Source organism: Pseudoalteromonas sp. MER144-MNA-CIBAN-0113, from assembly GCF_040308965.1.
Taxonomy (GTDB): Bacteria; Pseudomonadota; Gammaproteobacteria; order Enterobacterales; family Alteromonadaceae; genus Pseudoalteromonas; species Pseudoalteromonas tetraodonis.
Genome location: NZ_JBEOOG010000082.1, coordinates 1 through 16776, shown reverse-complemented (window position 1 = coordinate 16776; position 16776 = coordinate 1). Strand labels below are relative to the sequence as shown.

Annotated in this window: 15 protein-coding genes; 6 read left to right on the top strand and 9 right to left on the bottom strand. The window is 40.5% G+C overall.

Annotation, left to right across the window (positions count from 1 at the left end; translation table 11 throughout):
* Window positions 1-161 precede the first annotated feature (161 nt).
* A complete protein-coding gene (locus tag AAEY57_RS16480; RefSeq protein WP_008130525.1) occupies window positions 162-662 on the bottom strand; it encodes a lactoylglutathione lyase family protein in 501 nt (166 codons plus the stop codon).
* Window positions 663-766: 104 nt separating this feature from the next.
* Between AAEY57_RS16480 and AAEY57_RS16475 the strand changes: the two genes are divergently transcribed.
* Complete coding sequence (locus AAEY57_RS16475; RefSeq protein WP_350608278.1) at window positions 767-1633, top strand: LysR family transcriptional regulator; 867 nt, start codon at window positions 767-769, stop codon at window positions 1631-1633.
* 140 nt (window positions 1634-1773) lie between these two features.
* Here AAEY57_RS16475 and AAEY57_RS16470 read toward each other — a convergent pair whose 3' ends face one another.
* Genes AAEY57_RS16470 through AAEY57_RS16445 form a run of 6 tightly spaced genes read right to left on the bottom strand, consistent with a single transcriptional unit; the run spans window position 1774 to window position 9771 of the window.
* Window positions 1774-2751, bottom strand: coding sequence for a heparan-alpha-glucosaminide N-acetyltransferase domain-containing protein (locus AAEY57_RS16470; protein WP_350608277.1), 978 nt, complete (start codon window positions 2749-2751; stop codon window positions 1774-1776).
* Window positions 2735-3373 (bottom strand): hypothetical protein, encoded by a 639-nt coding sequence (locus AAEY57_RS16465; protein WP_350608276.1) that lies wholly within the window; start codon window positions 3371-3373, stop codon window positions 2735-2737. The genes AAEY57_RS16470 and AAEY57_RS16465 overlap by 17 nt, the downstream gene beginning before the upstream one ends.
* Entirely contained in the window at window positions 3366-5714 is a 2349-nt protein-coding gene (locus AAEY57_RS16460; RefSeq protein WP_350608275.1) for a GNAT family N-acetyltransferase, read from the bottom strand. Before AAEY57_RS16460 ends, AAEY57_RS16465 begins: the two co-directional genes overlap by 8 nt.
* Before the next feature lie 24 nt (window positions 5715-5738).
* A complete protein-coding gene (locus AAEY57_RS16455) occupies window positions 5739-6917 on the bottom strand; it encodes an MFS transporter (RefSeq protein WP_350608274.1) in 1179 nt (392 codons plus the stop codon).
* Complete coding sequence (locus AAEY57_RS16450) at window positions 6914-8233, bottom strand: lysine N(6)-hydroxylase/L-ornithine N(5)-oxygenase family protein (RefSeq protein ID WP_350608273.1); 1320 nt, start codon at window positions 8231-8233, stop codon at window positions 6914-6916. Before AAEY57_RS16450 ends, AAEY57_RS16455 begins: the two co-directional genes overlap by 4 nt.
* Window positions 8233-9771, bottom strand: coding sequence for a pyridoxal phosphate-dependent decarboxylase family protein (locus AAEY57_RS16445; protein WP_350608272.1), 1539 nt, complete (start codon window positions 9769-9771; stop codon window positions 8233-8235). The genes AAEY57_RS16450 and AAEY57_RS16445 overlap by 1 nt, the downstream gene beginning before the upstream one ends.
* A 383-nt stretch (window positions 9772-10154) precedes the next feature.
* Here AAEY57_RS16445 and AAEY57_RS16440 point away from each other — a divergent pair, with 383 nt between their 5' ends.
* Window positions 10155-10604 carry a GyrI-like domain-containing protein gene (locus AAEY57_RS16440; RefSeq protein WP_076920050.1) on the top strand — a complete coding sequence of 150 codons (450 nt, stop codon included), beginning with the start codon at window positions 10155-10157 and terminating at the stop codon, window positions 10602-10604.
* A gap of 331 nt (window positions 10605-10935) precedes the next feature.
* Here AAEY57_RS16440 and AAEY57_RS16435 read toward each other — a convergent pair whose 3' ends face one another.
* Window positions 10936-11616 carry a haloacid dehalogenase type II gene (locus AAEY57_RS16435; protein ID WP_350608271.1) on the bottom strand — a complete coding sequence of 227 codons (681 nt, stop codon included), beginning with the start codon at window positions 11614-11616 and terminating at the stop codon, window positions 10936-10938.
* 174 nt (window positions 11617-11790) lie between these two features.
* A complete protein-coding gene (locus AAEY57_RS16430) occupies window positions 11791-12456 on the bottom strand; it encodes an FMN-dependent NADH-azoreductase (RefSeq protein ID WP_350608270.1) in 666 nt (221 codons plus the stop codon).
* A 131-nt stretch (window positions 12457-12587) separates the two neighbouring features.
* Between AAEY57_RS16430 and AAEY57_RS16425 the strand changes: the two genes are divergently transcribed.
* The 4 genes from AAEY57_RS16425 (at window position 12588) to AAEY57_RS16410 (ending at window position 16715) form a co-directional block, all read left to right on the top strand.
* Window positions 12588-13439 carry a LysR family transcriptional regulator gene (locus AAEY57_RS16425; protein WP_350608269.1) on the top strand — a complete coding sequence of 284 codons (852 nt, stop codon included), beginning with the start codon at window positions 12588-12590 and terminating at the stop codon, window positions 13437-13439.
* Window positions 13440-13788: 349 nt separating this feature from the next.
* Window positions 13789-14286 carry a hypothetical protein gene (locus tag AAEY57_RS16420; RefSeq protein ID WP_350608268.1) on the top strand — a complete coding sequence of 166 codons (498 nt, stop codon included), beginning with the start codon at window positions 13789-13791 and terminating at the stop codon, window positions 14284-14286.
* 441 nt (window positions 14287-14727) lie between these two features.
* Window positions 14728-16274, top strand: a protein-coding gene (locus AAEY57_RS16415) for an IS3 family transposase (protein ID WP_139016074.1) whose coding sequence is annotated in 2 segments (ribosomal slippage) — window positions 14728-15208 and window positions 15208-16274 — 1548 coding nt in all. Because the reading frame shifts where the segments join, the coding sequence is not laid out codon by codon here.
* Between the two features lie 90 nt (window positions 16275-16364).
* Window positions 16365-16715: a protein kinase domain-containing protein gene (locus tag AAEY57_RS16410; protein ID WP_350608279.1), complete on the top strand. Its 351-nt coding sequence runs from the start codon at window positions 16365-16367 to the stop codon at window positions 16713-16715.
* Window positions 16716-16776 lie beyond the last annotated feature (61 nt).

Below are 16776 nucleotides of genomic sequence, written 5' to 3'. Positions count from 1 at the left end.
GACCTCCAATAAAAAGTTGAAGGTATTTTCAAATACAAAAAATGGTGTTGCTAGGTGTGGTTGGCCGGACGCTTACGTATTACTTAGCTAATTACTAAAGCTATTCAAATAAGAAAGCCGCAGTAATAAATACTGCGGCCTTTGTTTTTAGCTAAATGCTTTTAATAAGCACCAGCGCTGTATATAAGCTCGTAACTGTGGCTGTAAATCTCAAGGATGTTACCAAACGGGTCTTCCATGTAGATCATGCGGTACGGCTTTTCACCAGGATAATAGTAGCGTGGCTCTGGCATACGTTTTTTACCACCTGCAGCAACAATACGATCCGCTAAGCCTTCTACATCTGGGTCTTGTACACAGAAGTGGAAGATACCGGTCTTCCAGTATTCAAAGTTGTCTTTAGGGTTTTCTTGGTCTTTAAATTCAAAAATTTCTACACCAATTCGGTCGCCTGTTGAAAGATGCGCTATTTTGAATTTTTCCCAATTTGGACCAAATACATCGGTACACATTTCGCCAATTGGGCTGTTGTCTTCAGTGATCACAGTAGGCTCCATTATGGTGTACCAGCCCATCACCTTAGTGTAAAACTCTACGGCTTTTTCAACATCGGGAACTGAAATACCAATGTGCGAAAAACTACGTGGATATGTATGACTCATAATAAATACTCCTACTTAACTATGTTTAGTTGATGGAGTTAGTTTACGAATGGACCAACATTAAGTAAAATTATCATTAATCATCATTTTAAGTATATTTTGTAATGATAAATCCGACATGGTTAAACACGTTTTGTACTTTAGTTGAGGTAAACCATTTTACCCAAACCGCCGAGCGCCTTTATATGACCCAGTCAGGCGTAAGCCAACATATAAAAAAGTTAGAGCAGCAAGTAGATTGCGCCTTGCTTGAGCGCCACGGTAAACAATTTACCCTTACCGTTCAGGGGCAAAATTTATATCAGCAGGGTAGTCAGTTACTCAAAGAATGGCAGTTTTTAGAGCAGCAATTAAAAGATGATTCACCTTACAGCGGTTTAGTAAAAATACAGTCGCCAGGCAGTTGCGGGCTAAAGTTTTACAATCAACTATTAGCACTGCAAGTAGAGCACAAGAAGCTAATTATAGATTACCGCTTTGCTCCAAATACCAATGTTGAACAAGCGGTGGCCAGTCATAGTGCCGATATTGGCTTTTTAACTCAAGCGCCTACCCTTAGTGAAGTTACCAGCCACAAAATTGGTAAAGAATCCCTATTATTAGTAACGCCCGCACATATAGAAAACCCAACGTGGGAGGTTTTATGTGAGCTTGGCTTTATTGGCCACCCCGATGCAAAACATCATGCGCAGCTTTTACTTAGCGAAAACTACAGTGAATTTGAACATGTTGATCAAATTAAGCAAACGGGGTTTTCTAACCAAATAAGTTTAATACTGGAGCCGGTAAGTTTAGGGCTGGGTTTTACGGTTTTACCCGCACACGCAGTAAGTGCTTTTAATAAACCTGCGCTTATTAAAACGCATCATTTAACCAAACCAATTAGCGAAAATATTTATGTGTGCCATCACCGAAATAGGCCGTTAGCAAAGCGTATGCATAGCGTTATTGACGCAATAAAAGCAGGCTAGGGCACCCAAACCAGCGCCCGTAAAGCCCCTTTACAGCTTAAGCTGTACGTTTGGTTTTTTGCATAATGTCTGTGTGAGGCTCTGTTTGCTTTTAAAATAAACCTTGTGCACAGCAAAAGTAAGTAAAGTCATCAGTACCATCATACAAAGTGTCGGCCAAAGGCTGAGAGTAGATAACCAAGCGCCCCCATAAACCAGCAAATAAGTACCCATTGAATAACATAAAGCGCGGTTACATGTTTACTGGCATATAAAAGAGCACGTGTAATAGGGCCATTATATTTATCAGCAAAAATAAACTGTATAGCCGCTAGGGCACATAAATTTAAGCCAATTAAATAGCTAATACCGCCGCCATTTAAATGGAAAAAGTTGCCAAACTGCCCTTTAAAATCAATGGCTAACCATATGCCGCCAATAACAAGTAAAGCAGCACCGAGTTGTGCACATACTTTATATAAGTAATCGGCATTTTGTTGGTTACTAAGATATAAACGACCAAGTACGTATCCCATTAATATCGCACTTATCCAAGGAAATACCGGAAAATACACCTGATAGTTATTAGCAAAAAACAAATCGCTAATATAAGGTGAAAGCGTAAATTGTTGCCCCCTCACAAACTGGCTCATAACTGCAATTGCAATGGCTAAAACCGCAATCCATATTGTTTTCCAACGGGCAATATTAAGCACACCAAACAGCAATAAGCTAACTCCAGCCAGTTGTAAAATATCACCTGTTAACACCATAAATTGTAACTGCCCAGCACTGAGCGGACTTTGCCAGCCATACGCATTTATAAATGCCTCAGGCATGGTATTAAATACTTCAATAGGCAGCCAAAACTTGGCCGCATTCATTAAATAAGCAAGCAGTAAAAGCTGTATGCCACGCTTAATTAATAGCAAAGGTGTTTGCCTGCGCGAAAGCGCCATAGATAGCCCCATTGCCACTAAAAACGAGGCGGTGCCTTTGCCAAGTATATGCACAACCGTACCAAATGCGCTTTCACTTTGAAGCGTCGTGGAGGCATATATCCATAAGGTATGCACAATAATCATAATAAAAACGCTCGCACCACGCGCAAGATCAATCGTTTTAAGACGTTGGTTCATTGGTTTTAATATCCTTTTTAGGGCAGGTTTGGCATTTGCTATAACCGGCTAAATAATAGCGGCAACAGGTTAAACGCTGGGGTTTTTCAGTAAATGGCGTATCAAGATTAAAGTGTTCACAAATAAGGGTGTGCAGCTGACGATGGCAATTGTTGATATGTAAAGTAGTAGCAAGGTCTAAGCTATGAGCTCGCTCAATGGCGCTACTTAATGAATCGAGTAATAACCGAGCTTGTTCTTTTTTACCAAGTGCATAGTCGGTATTTACCCATTCACCAACTTGGCTTATAAAATGAGTAAACGCTTTGGTTTGCTCTGTTTTACTTACTAACACGCCATTATTCAGGTTAAACCCACGACAATAAGCGCCATTTACCGCTAACGGCATGCTAATGGGATCAGCCGTACTTTGCTTGCAAGCAAACCAATAGCAATAAGCGTAAATAGCTTGCCAACAAAGCTGCAAATACAAATGTCGACTAATAAATTGCTTAGGCGCAGTAGGGTACTGCGCCTTACAACGAACTGTTAAAGCGCGCACTAATAATAAGCTCGGTTTAAAAGTTCGTTGCACGGGTTGTTGGCAATATAAAAACTGCGCAAGGGTAATCGGTTTAGCCATACAGCTTTGCCGATACGGGGTTGTTTAAGTTACCAGCAAACTGCAAACTACCTGCCGGATCGGTTAAATCAACCATTTGCTCATTATTACCCAACTGTAAGCGGTTTAAACAAGAGTGAGCAAACTCATCACTAAAAAAGTCGTACTCTTTAAATCGCTCATTTAAAGCAGGGTTAGCATGTTGATACGCTTTAACACTTTGCGTAACACACTGCCAAAAGTCATGCTCTGTAATACGCTCTTCTCGCACTAAAATTGCTACTAAGTATCTAAAGAAACAGTCAAATACATCGGTAAATATACTTAACAGCTCAAGCTCTTTAGGCATAGAAACATGAATACGTTCAACCCCTGCAGGCAATACTTCAGTGCTATTAAGTAAAGCAACCTCTTCACCTATGTCTTTCATATATGCGCCTACTGGCACCGAATTTTTAAGCTTTAAAATGAGGTTTTCGCCGTGAGGCATAAACACTAATTTATGCGCGTAAAAGCAATGTACCAGCGGAATTAAATAAGCATTAAAGTAGGCATGTAACCACTGCTGCGTGCTCAAACCACTTTGCGTTATCCATTCACCCACTAAACTTTGGCCATTATTATCTAAGTGTAATAACGCTGCCATGGTGGTCAGTTGTTCATCGCTATTTAAATTATGGTTTGGGTTTTCTCGCCATAAGCAGGCAAACATTTTACGATAGGGTGTATCACCTAGCGCGCTTTGCTCAAACGTATGATGGGCATAACCTAAGGTGGCGTATTCTCTAAGCGCTGTAAAATTAGCGCCTGCGAGTTGTTGATCTTGGCTAACCTTAGCAAATACCCAATCGTTAATGGCAGGAGTCACCGCCATGTAAGCACGCGATAGGCCACGCATAAATCCCATATTTAAAATCGACAACGCCACTTTTAAATACGGCTTATGCGGGTGCGAGCAGTTATATAAGGTCCGAATTGATTGTTGCGCTTGATATAAATCGTCACCTTCACCTAAATACACTAATCGCTGATTTGCCAACTCATTTGCAAATACCACACTCAATTTGTGTTGGTACTGCCAAGGGTGAGCAGGAATGAGTAAGTAATCATCGGGGTTAAGGTTTTGAGCTTTTAGCGCTTTGTTAAACGCATCTCGAGTGGTTAAATCTAGTTCATCACTTATATGGCTTGGGTAGTCGGCAAAGTATTCACTATGGGCAAAGTCGCATACCGTTTTATGCGCTGCTAACCACAGTACTTTAAACGGTTTGCCTACTTCTGGCGCATAACGTAAAAAGTCAGCTTTACTAAAACCAATGCGGCCATTATTAGCAACAAAGGCAGGATGCCCTTCACTCATTGCGGCTTCTATTTTTTGCAGCCCTAAATTAGCTAACTGCGCCGCTGTTAAGGTGTTATTTTCGCGTTTGAAGCACGCACTGGCTAAAGTGGCATTTAGCTCTTCAAGGTAGGTGGCAAGGCGCTTACCCGTTAAACCTAGCGCAGGCCCCTGCATACTAAAAAAGTGCAACACATCTAGCGGCTGAAGCTCTTCGTTAAGGTTGTAAAAGCATAGGCTTGGCTCGTCTATATCTATATGGTTTAGTGCCATAGCACGGCCATTAAAAATAAAGTAACCGCCTTCAACATTCACTTTAAAGCCTTGCTTTGTTGTCTCTGCGGCCAATAAACGCTCGTGCACAAGCTCGGTGAGTGCTTTAGCTTGTAAATGCCGATTTGCCCATTGCCAATGTGGCTGTATCACGTAATCAGTTTGTAAAGGTGCTAACGAATCAGTCAATAGTTGGCTGTGCCTATCAAAGGCTGCTTTATTACAAAAGCCTAAATAAGCGGATTTTTCGCCCAGTTGAATTTGCTGGGTGTGAACAAATCCCAAACGCTTATTTAACGTATGAATTTTACTATTAGCAATGTCGGGCTCAACCACAACACGGGCGGCACTGTTTTGAGCAAAAATACTTTGCAGCACGCACTGCATCATTTCAAAACTAAAATGGCGCTTAGGTGCCGTGTTAGGCGCTAATAAAATATGCATACCCACATCATTAGGTTCAACCTCGTACGCCGCTTTCATTAAGCTTTCGTGCTCAGGGCTATAAAGCTCAACTAAAGCCAATAGGTTATTATTTTGCTCGATCACGTACGCCTGATGATGAGGCGTATCAATAATAGCTTGATACGCTTTAGTTATTTGTTGCTCGGTTTGCTGCTGCATACCCCAAAAGTGCGCATACGGTTGCTTAAGCCAATCGCAAACTGTTGGCATATCTGTTTGTTGTAATAAGCGCATCGTCACTTTGCCGGTATGCTGTAGGGTGGTTACAAAAGATGAAAAATACATAAAAACTCCAATAAATCTTAAAAACTAAGACGCTGAACGCGCAGTTCGAGCAACAGCCTTAACCCGCCAAAGCAAAATAAAGGCAAGGCTTGCAAAGCCAATGGCAGCAAAGTAAAACACAACCGTTGTTGAAAGATGCTCTACGCTCATACCCACTAGTAACGACGCTAAAATAACCCCGATATTTTGAGCAATGTGCACTTTGGCAAAGTCGCTGCCGTAATGTGCAGGCTCACTTTTAGCAAATAGCATTACCTCTAGCAGTACCATCACTTGAAATAACGCAAAACCATATAAAACACGTGATAAAATCACTAACCCCACCGACGCCTGCGCTTGTAAATAAAGCCCAAGCGCTCCCAAAATAAGTGCGCATAACAAAGTGCTAGTGCGGCTTAATGTTGGCAGTGGTAAATGTTGTCTGTAATGGTTAAAAACCAGCATAACAAGCGCGGCAAAGGCAGGAATGGCGTATACAACAGCGCTTTGCAACGTACTGCTTTGTGCGTTTAATGCTTGCCAATGTGTAGTAAAGAAGGGGCGAATTAAAAACGCGCTAAAATAAACCACCACACTTAAAAAGCAAAATTGCCAAATAAAATAGGGAATACGTTCTCGCGGTTTTTCAGTCGCTATTGCTTGCTGATAAATACCTGTTTTTAATGAATACATTAAGTAGGCGCATAATAAAACCTGAACTAGGTCACCGGCACTACTGAGTAATAACGCATAGCGTGGCTCTGCTAAACTAAAGAAATAACCACCAATTAAAGCGCCACCAATCGCACCAAAATGCATCAATACAGAAAACAAACCAATAATAGATAAATGCTTAGTTTGTTGCTCTAATCGCAGTGCAAATGGGTATATAAGTAGGTAGCTTGCCTTTAGCACCAACATAAGTTGGTAGTAAATCCAAAACTCCCATACATTGGTAGCAAAGTAGCAAAGCAAGCCAAAACCAGCGGCTACTACTTGGGTTACTAACCACAAAGCCAACTCATTGTATTTTTTAGCGACCTTAGCCCATAGTGGTAAAGCCAGCATTACAGTAATACAACAGTTAGCCACAAAGAGGCCGATTAACGTGGCGTTACTAATAGCAAATTCACTAGCAAAAAATTGCGGATAAAACGGTAGCAGCAAGGTATCGCATACCACCGAAATAACCGTCAGCAAAATTAGCGCAAAACGAAGACTCATGCCGCGCTACTCTGCTGTTGTGTTGATAGGGTGACATCACTTAAATCAAAGTTTTGAAAAGCAATTTTTTGCTCAACCTGATAAGGCGCATAACCTAAAATTTCACGTAAAATAATACTATTGCGGTAGCAAGCCATACCTAAATCTGGAGTTACAAAACCATGGGTATGCTGCTCGGCATTTTGTACAAAAATACGTTTTTGTTCGCTATCTACCGCATATTCACGGCTTACTAAATAACGACCTTGCTCATCTTGGGGTAATTGCTGGGCAATATTATTTAAAAAAGCAGGGCGCTGATATTTAAAGCCCGTGGCGCAAATTAAAAAGTCGGTTTCTATTGAAAAGGGCTGCTCAAGCTCCTGATGATAAAACTCAGTCAGTAAACGCTCACCTACCTCTTGAGTACCGGTTAGCCTGCTATTAGTTTTAAATGTAGTAGAAATTGGCCCATCAAGACTTTGCGCGTAGAGGGTGTCGAAAATGTCGTTAATTAAATCGCCATTAATGCCTTTAAATAGGTTTTTTTGGTTTTGATTGAGCCAATCTCGCTGCTCAGTTTTTAAATTATAAAAGTAATCTACATACTCAGGAGAGGTCATTTCAAGGGTGAGCTTAGTATACTCAAGCGGAAAATAGCGCGGTGAACGTGCTATCCAATCTAACTGCAAGCCTTGCGGTACTGCTTGCTGCAATAAGGTGTGGTAAATTTCTGCTGCACTTTGCCCAGCCCCTACCACAGTAACCCGTTTAGCTGCCTTTAATTCATCAAGCCGATGACAAAAATCGCTACTGTGCATTACGTTATTTGAGTTACTTTGCACAGCGCAATCAGGAATATACGGTGCAGGCCCTGTGCCCAAAACAATATGGCGAGTCACATAATGTTGTATACCATTAGGGGTGTTACAGCTAACGGTATAACACTCACTTTGCGGGCAAAATTCAACTTGAGTGACTGTTTGTTCAAAGTTAACATTTGAAAGCTGCGAGCAAACCCATTGGCAATATAAGTTGTATTCACGGCGCAATAAAAAAAAGCTTTCGCGAATATAAAACGGGTATAAGCGATTATTCAATTTGGCATAATTTAAAAAGCTATATTGGCTGGTTGGATCTGCCATGGTTACTAAATCCGACATAAACGGAGTTTGTAATGTAACGCCCTCCAGCATCATTCCAGGGTGCCAATCAAATTCACTGCGCTGCTCCAAAAACAGGCTTTTTACATCTTCGAGCGGTTCACTTAAACACGCTAAAGATAAGTTAAATGGGCCAAGGCCAATAGCTATAAAATCGTAAGGTTGATTATCCATTATGCAATTTCCCTATAAGTTTGCCATGCAATGTGGCTAATTTGCTCAATAACAGCGCGTACATCAGTTAATTGGCACTGCGCATTAAGCAATGTAAATTTAAGATAATGGCGGCCATTTATTTTTGTACGGGCAACCATGGCTTCACCGGTTTGTAAAAACGTTTGTCGTACATGCAGGTTTAAAGAGTCGAGTAAATCAAGGTCATGTTTTAAATCATCAGGAGCAAATCTAAAAACTAAGGCACTAAGCTCGGGGTAGTTAACCACTTCAAAGTCGGGGTGATCGTTAAGTACAATATGCGTTTGGCGCGCAAGGCCAATAACTTTATCGAACGCGCGGCCAAGTGGTGCTTCTCCAGTGGTGCGCAGTGTTAGCCATAATTTTAAGGCATCAAAACGGCGAGTGGTTTGCAGACTTTTATCTACCAGATTAGGCGTGCCATTTCCGGCCTCTGCTAATGGGTTTAAATAATCGGCATATAAAGTAATGTGGCTAAAATGGCGTTTATCGCTTAATAAAAAGGCACTACAACTAACCGGTTGCATAAATGATTTGTGATAATCAATCGTTATTGAATCAACCAACTCAATGCCATTAAGCGCATTTCGGTGGTGCTCGCTCACCAACAAACCGCCACCATAAGCGCCATCTACGTGGCACCATAGCTGCTCTTCTTTAGCCAGCATGGCAATATTATGGATTGGATCGATCGAGCCAAAATCGGTTGTGCCTGCGGTAATAACCACTGCAATGGGTAAATAACCTTGCGCTTTGCTTGTTGCTATGGCGGTTTTAAGTGCCTGCATATCCATTTGCATTTCGCTGTTTGTAGCCACCGGCACCACAGCGTTGTAACCTAAGCCCAGTAACGCCGCCGCTTTTTGAATACTAAAATGCGCCACCTCAGAGCAGTAAATTTTAAAGCGCGAGGCAACAGCTGGTAAGCCCTGAAGTTTTACCTGATGTTCTGGCGCATATCGGCTAACAGCCACTTCACGAGCAACTAACATTGCCATTAAGTTTGATTGTGTGCCGCCACTAGTAAATACTCCATCGGCAGTGCTTGGCAATGCTGCTTTTTGGCATGTCCAATCAATCAGCTTTTGCTCAATTAAGGTCGCACCTGCACTTTGATCCCACGTATCTACCGAGGTATTAATAGCAGCAATAATGTGTTCGGCCACCACAGCAGGATAGGTTACAGGGAAGTTTAAATGCGCCATGTAGCGAGGATGATGAAAATACACGGCATGATCTAAATACACGCCTTTTAGTTCTTCAAGCACCGCCGGAAAGTCAGCCAATGGCTGTGATAAATCAACATCGTTTACGACTTCTGCTAACGCATTTACCGACACACCTGAAAATGGCTTTTGGGCTTTAGCTATCGCTTGCTGAACTGCCGACAACCCTTGCAATGACGCTATTTGATAATTAATGAACTGCTCTAAATTGAATTGTGGGGGCAAGCCGCTTTGTTCAAATACAGCCTGTTTTTCAATGGTATTAATATTTAACACTTGAGATTGAGACACATCAACATTCCTTGAGTACACTTTTTAGGTGCAAGAATCTTAATGATAATGATTCCCATTTACAATAATGAAAAAAGATTAGATAGCAACTTTTTTTAATTAGAGCTAATAAGCTTGTCGTATATTTTTAACTAAAATCGATAAACTTCACTATTAAACGACAAGCATTACATGCAAAAATAAAGTTAAAAAAGAGGGAAGTTGAGCAATTATTTTAGCGGTAGCAAAGCTACGTTTAGCGATTGGCACCTATTTAAACATGAGCAATAAACACGAAATTGAGGTTAATAATCACTGTTTATGAAATATTTAATACAAAATTTAAAGTATTGGCGGTTTTTCTGTTACGTTGGTGTTTTGTATTAACGCTAAAGGACGTCATGATGGAAGTAAAACAATTAGCAAGTCAGACCTTAATCGGCTTAAAAGTAAGAACCTGCAACGCCAATGAAATGAATGCTGGCACTGCAAATATAGCTGAACTTTGGCAAAAATTTGGTGAAAAGTTTGCCAACAGCCTTACAGAAAACACCAAAGTGTATGGTGTGTATACTAATTACGAAAGCGATCTCACAGGCGATTTTGACGTAATTGCCTGCTGCGATAATTTATCAATTAAACTCCCTGAAGCTAAAAAAGTAACCACCCAAGCGGGGCGTTATTTGGTATTTAAAGGTGAGGGTGAAATGCCCGATGCAGTAATAGATTTATGGGGCGAAATTTGGCAATACTTCAGCTCAGACGATTGCCGCTATGAACGTACTTACACCAGTGATTTTGAGTATTATAAAAACAGTAACGAAATAGAAATTGCCATTGCAATTAAAGACTAGGGTCTGTTGACCTTTGCGGATTAAAATTTGTTCAAACTAGGGGCGGTTTAATCGCGGCGCGAGGTTTGTAACCTAGTGGGCTAAGTAAAAACCGAGCAACAAAGAGTAAATCGCCCCTAGGCAGAACCCGAAGGGCAGCGCCTGTTTGGCATTGATGCTGCGTTATCGCCTATTTATGGGGAATAACCACACCACATAGGCTCAGCCTTGCCTAAATACCAAACAGACTGCTGCAAATTTAACCTTGAAAGATCAACAGACCCTAAAACGGCTAGGTTTGTAAGCGCAAACCTAGCCTTTCATTGGTGTAATTTAACCCCTGCCAACTAAATCATTGGTTATTACTTGCCAGCTTGGTTTTTAAATCATGTAAATCGCACGCCGTTATTGTAGGCTCAAGTTCCCAGGGATCAAAAATAGCCTCATTTGAGCGCTGTATCCACGCAGCACGCATACCATGCGATAACGCCCCAATAACATCAAACGGGTTACTCGATATCAACCAGGTATTAGCACCGGTTGAATGTGCCTGACGTAAAAAATGACTATAAACACCGGGGTTGGGTTTAAAAGTTTTAATGTCATCGGCGCTCACTACGCCTTCAAAAAGCTCACTTATGCCTGCGGCTTCGAGCAAGGTATTTACCGCACTGGCCGCACCATTAGAAAACGCAAATAACCGATAGTTTTGTGCTTTTAAGCTCTCAAGCCCTGCTTTAACATCATCAAATGCGGGTAGGGTTTTATAGCGGGCTAACAACTGTGCTTTTTGCTCATCGCTTAAAGTTACCTTGTGCAGTAAACACGCATAATTAAGTGCCTGCTCAGTACACACCGAAAACGGCACGTAGTTTTGCATTAAGCCACGCCTAAACGAATATTCGATTTGTTTTTCACGCCAAGTAGTTGAAAAAGCGTGCGCGTTATCACCAACCATATTTTCAAGTAACGACACCACGCCATGAGTGTTTATAAGCGTACCGTATACATCAAACGCCAGTGTAGTTGCCATTAATGACTCCTGTTTAAATCGTTACTAAAACGCAATTTTACTACTCAATATTAATCACCTTATCAGTTAATAATGTACAGTAGAAGCATCATAGCTTGAAGCCGTTACTGTAAACCCCCGTTACGGTTTGGTTAAAAATACCGCAAGGTAAATGCGGTATTTTATATTTAAATATTATTGATTACTTAACTTTAGCCCTAGCGCTGCTGCTTGGCTATGAGCATTATCGAGCGATAGTTGATGGCGTACATCGGCAAACTCTTGATATTCTGAGGCAATTTCATGAATGGTGCTCACGCCTAAATATTTACTCAATGTACGTAAGTGCGGCACTAAATGGCTCATATGCTCACGTATACCACCTTGCTCAAAACCAAACTCACCGGTTGAGGTGATCACAACTAATGTTTTACCTCCAAGTAGAGGTTGTAGCGGAAAATCCCCACGGGAAAGATCAAAATCAAAAGTTTGGTTAATACGTATTACTTGATCAAACCATGCCTTTAACTGTGCGGGCATACCGTAGTTATACATAGGCGAGGAAATCACAATAATATCGGCAGCGGCAATTTCAGCGATTAATGTGTCTGACAAGGCCAGTAACTGATGTTGCTCAGCAGTCTTTTTATCATCAGGTGTAAATACTGCGCCTATCCAGTCTTGGGTAATAAAAGGCGGAGGATTCACACCAACATCACGGTAAAAATACTCATCTATAGCTTGGCGCTTTGCAAAGCTATCAATAAAATGCTTAGCAATATTTTTAGAGATTGAATCGTGTTCTGGGTTGTCGTTTTTAACAGCTCTTACGCTTGCATCAACGTGAAGTAGGGTAGTCATACTGTTTATCCTATTAGTAAATGTAGGTTAATCATCTTACTAACAGGCATATTTCACAAACGAGTAAATCTTAACTATAAATAAGTTATACTCATCTATAAGTTAATTCTATTTGGTGTGAATAATCCCCTATGCAAGTATCACTACAAGCACTTAAAGCCTTTGAAGCTGCGGCGCGTTTAGGCAGTTTTAAAGCCGCCGCGGATGAACTATCGCTCACCCCAACCGCGATTTCGCATCATATAAATAACCTTGAGAACCGTTTAAATGTGGATTTATTTTACCGCCAAGTTAGAAAAATCACTCTAACCCCCACTGGTGAATATTTAAGTGAAGCAACAAGCAATGGCTTTAACCTTATTAACCAAGCGCTAGCTACCGTACAAGCCAAAGGCACCGTCGTTAAAATAACCACTACGTCATCACTGGCCGCACTGCGTTTAATACCCGCATTACAGGAGCTATCAAAAAGTCAGCCCAATCTTGAAGTGGATATATCAACCAGTGAAGCCGTTGATAAGCAATTACACACCTTACCGGTTCGCTTTGGCCAGCAACGCAATATAAACGCTGATGACATTATAAAAACCGAACAATTTAACGTATTCGGCTCATACAAAGCCGCGGATATCCCATGGCAAAACGGCCCAGTTACGCTCTATACCACTAAATGGAAAAACAACGCGCTAAGTGAGCCTCCAATTAAACAATGGCTTACTCAAAACAACTTAGATCCTGCGTTATTTAGTATTAAAACATTTGACCAAGAGCTATTTGGTATTCAAGAAGCTATGACAGGCTCAGGACTGGTTTTTTGCTCAACCACGCTAGTACAACGATTATTAGACACCGAGTTACTTAAAAACTTTAATACCCACGTAGTTGAATCTGACTTTTGCTACTACATACCTAATAAGCAGCGCTTTCAAACCCGAAATACTCGCCTCGTTTTAGAATGGGTAGAAGAGTTGTTGAATTTATAAGGGCTAGTTATAAATCTAATTAAGTAATAGCTAAAAGTAGAGTTTATTAGCCTATCTTTTCGGGGTAGGCTTGTGAGCAGTCAAATTTGAGCAAAGACTGAGCATTGAGATTGGAGGAATATAATAGCTAATCAATTCATCAAACAGCTCTTTGCTCACATATTTTTAAAAATAAGCAAAGAGCGCATCTTGTTCTATTTAACTTTACTTTAAATTTTTAGAAAACTTAATGATAGTAATACCTTAGGTTATTTGCTAAAACTATATAAACTAGGTAAATGAGCGTTAAGTCTGCAGAAATATGCGCGATGAGCGCACTATTAAATTATGATATGTCAAAGGAGAGCCTGTGGTTCAATTAGCGAATATTGCAAGAATAGCTCCCGGTATTGAGCATCTTTCACTTGACGAGCTCCACGCCCTGCAAAGGTTTACGCTACTTTGGACTTTGTTTGAGGCTCAAGTGCTAGATACTAACGCTTATGTTAGGAATATCTCCGAAAAAGTTGCAAGTATTGAACCGCACATCATTGATGGCGGATGGTTTGAAGAGCACTTAGCCTATTTTTCAAATAGGTATATTGAGAATGGCAAGACGAACTACCACTTTGAACACCTTAACTTGCGAGACAATGACAACCCAAGGTTGGTGCGTGCCGCGCTAGCCGGAGAGGATACTCGTACCTCTTCTCAGCTGATAGCCTGTTTAACTATAGTTTATCGATTTAGAAACAACTTTTTCCATGGTATTAAGTGGGCTTACGGCCTACGTGATCAACTCGCCAACTTAACGCACTCTGCAAGCCTACTTGAAAAGTATTTAGAGAAGGTGCCGAATGGCGTATAACATTACATTCTCTTCTGCGATCATACCTCGCGCCATTAATGTGAAGCATTATGGTTCAATCAAAGTCAGGCTATACAATAATTTATGAATGCTGAAAACGCCATAGAGAGCCACTACAGAAAGCTCTCTGATATTATAAGTAATGAGTTCGAAGATCTTTACAAATCAATAAAGAATGACAAGTTAAGAGTTTTATTCTCTACTCTTCACTCTAGTGTTACTAGTCTTTTTGATTCGATGAATAATAGACTTCCAACATATGAAAACTCCGCTCACTTTTGGGCAGAACCAAGCAGAGAATTAATTAGCTCTATAGAGATAATTGAAGCTCTAGAGAAATCTTTAAAGAACTCTGAACATGCATTCTCTATCGAGGATTATCATCAAGAGCCCCCTGTGTCAGGATAGTTGTCGCCTCTAACTTTTAATAGAGGCAATAAAATGAGACGTCGATTTACACAAGAATTTAAAGTTCAAGCTGTTGAAAAAGCATTATCTCAATGTGATGATGTTCGCCTAGAAGATATTGCGTTTGATTTAGGCATCGGTTATTCAACCTTGCAACGATGGATTACGCTTGCTAAAAAACATGAACTTGAAACTAAAAATAATGGTAGTCACATGACAACAGAAAAACGCCCTCATGACTGGAGCTTAGAAGAAAGGCTTAATGCCATTATTGAATGTGCGAGTTTAGATGAAGCAGCTCTTAATGAATATTGCCGTGCTAAGGGGCTTTACCCGCATCATATTAAACAGTGGAAGCAAGACTTAGTAACACCACCTTCAAATAAAACAGTAAAGTCAGACAGTAAACAGCTTAAGCAAGAAATAAAGCAACTGCAAAAAGAACTGAATCGCAAAGATAAGGCCTTAGCTGAAACTGCCGCTCTACTTGTACTCAAAAAAAAAGCGGATGCACTTTGGGGTTTCAACGAGGACGATTAACCAGCTCAACTGAACGTCATGAACTGATAAAGCTCATTACCGACGCGCAGAAATCAGGGGCAAGGCAAGCAAAAGCATGTGAGTTACTTGGTCTAACGGCAAGAACAATTCAACGCTGGATTGAAGCTGATGATATGACAGATAAGCGAACGAGTACGATAAAGCGACCACCTAACAGGCTAACTGAATTAGAGCAACAGCGTATTATTAAGACAGTAAATTCAATAGAATACGGACATTTACCACCCAGCAAGATAGTCCCTAAACTATTAGATAAAGGTGTGTGGATAGCATCAGAAAGCTCGTTTTATCGTGTTATGAAATCACATAAATTATTAACACACAGAGAAAAAGTTAAACCAAATAAAAAGATAAAAAAACCAAAAGCGCTCAAGGCAACACGTGTAAACGAAATTTATACATGGGATATCACATATTTGCCAACAGCGGTTAAAGGTCAGTTTTTATACTTATATTTAGTGATGGATATTTATAGTCGAAAAATAGTTGGTTGGCAGGTTCATGACACACAGCTAAGCACACTGGCGGCTGATTTAATGGTAGATATTTGCAGGCGAGAGCAGGTAAAGCCAGATCAAGTCACGTTGCACTCGGATAATGGCAGTCCAATGAAAGGGGCAACGTTATTGGCAACATTGCAGGAGTTAGGTATTGTGCCTTCATTTAGCCGACCGTCAGTGAGTAATGATAATCCTTATTCTGAATCGCTATTTAAGACGTTAAAGTATCGCCCAGAATACCCTGAAAAAGCCTTTGAAAGCATCGGTAGTGCAAGGAAGTGGGTTAACGGATTTGTTGATTGGTACAACGATGAGCACTTGCACAGCGGTATTAAATTTGTCACGCCAAACCAGCGTCATTTAGGATTAGATAAAGCGATACTAGCGAACCGTCACCGAGTAAATGAAATAGCGAAATTGCAGAATCCAATTCGTTGGTCAGGAAAATCTAGAGATTGGACAATGACCAATGAAGTAAATTTAAATCCAGAGAAAAAAGAAGCAATGCGGGCGGCATAAAATTTAATTTGATGCGACAACTAACTTGAAAAACTCCGAGAGAGACTTACTTTTTGTAAGAGCTTTCTAAGCAAGAGTGGTGGGAGTGCAATTCCCGCTCATACTGAAAAATTAGAGATTTATTATACTATCCCAATATTTTTTCCACAAAGCTCAATAAAAATTGAGAATAAAAACAACACAGCTGACTTAAAAGCGCTTGGTAGTGGTTCTTATGCAAACGTCTATAGATATTATGACAGTTTCTATCTTAAAAATTTTGCTTTAAAACGAGCAAAGAAAGATCTAAATGCCAAGGAAATTGAAAGGTTCAAGCGTGAGCACGAACAAATGAGTATGCTAAGCTCGCCATATATTCTTGAAGTTTATGGGTATAACGAAAAAGATAATGAGTATGTTATGGAGTTTATGGACAGCTCTTTGGATGTAACCGTCGGCTAAACCACACCTAAACATTTATTTTATATTCGCTAAGCTCATTTCTTTTTAATCACAGGAGTGA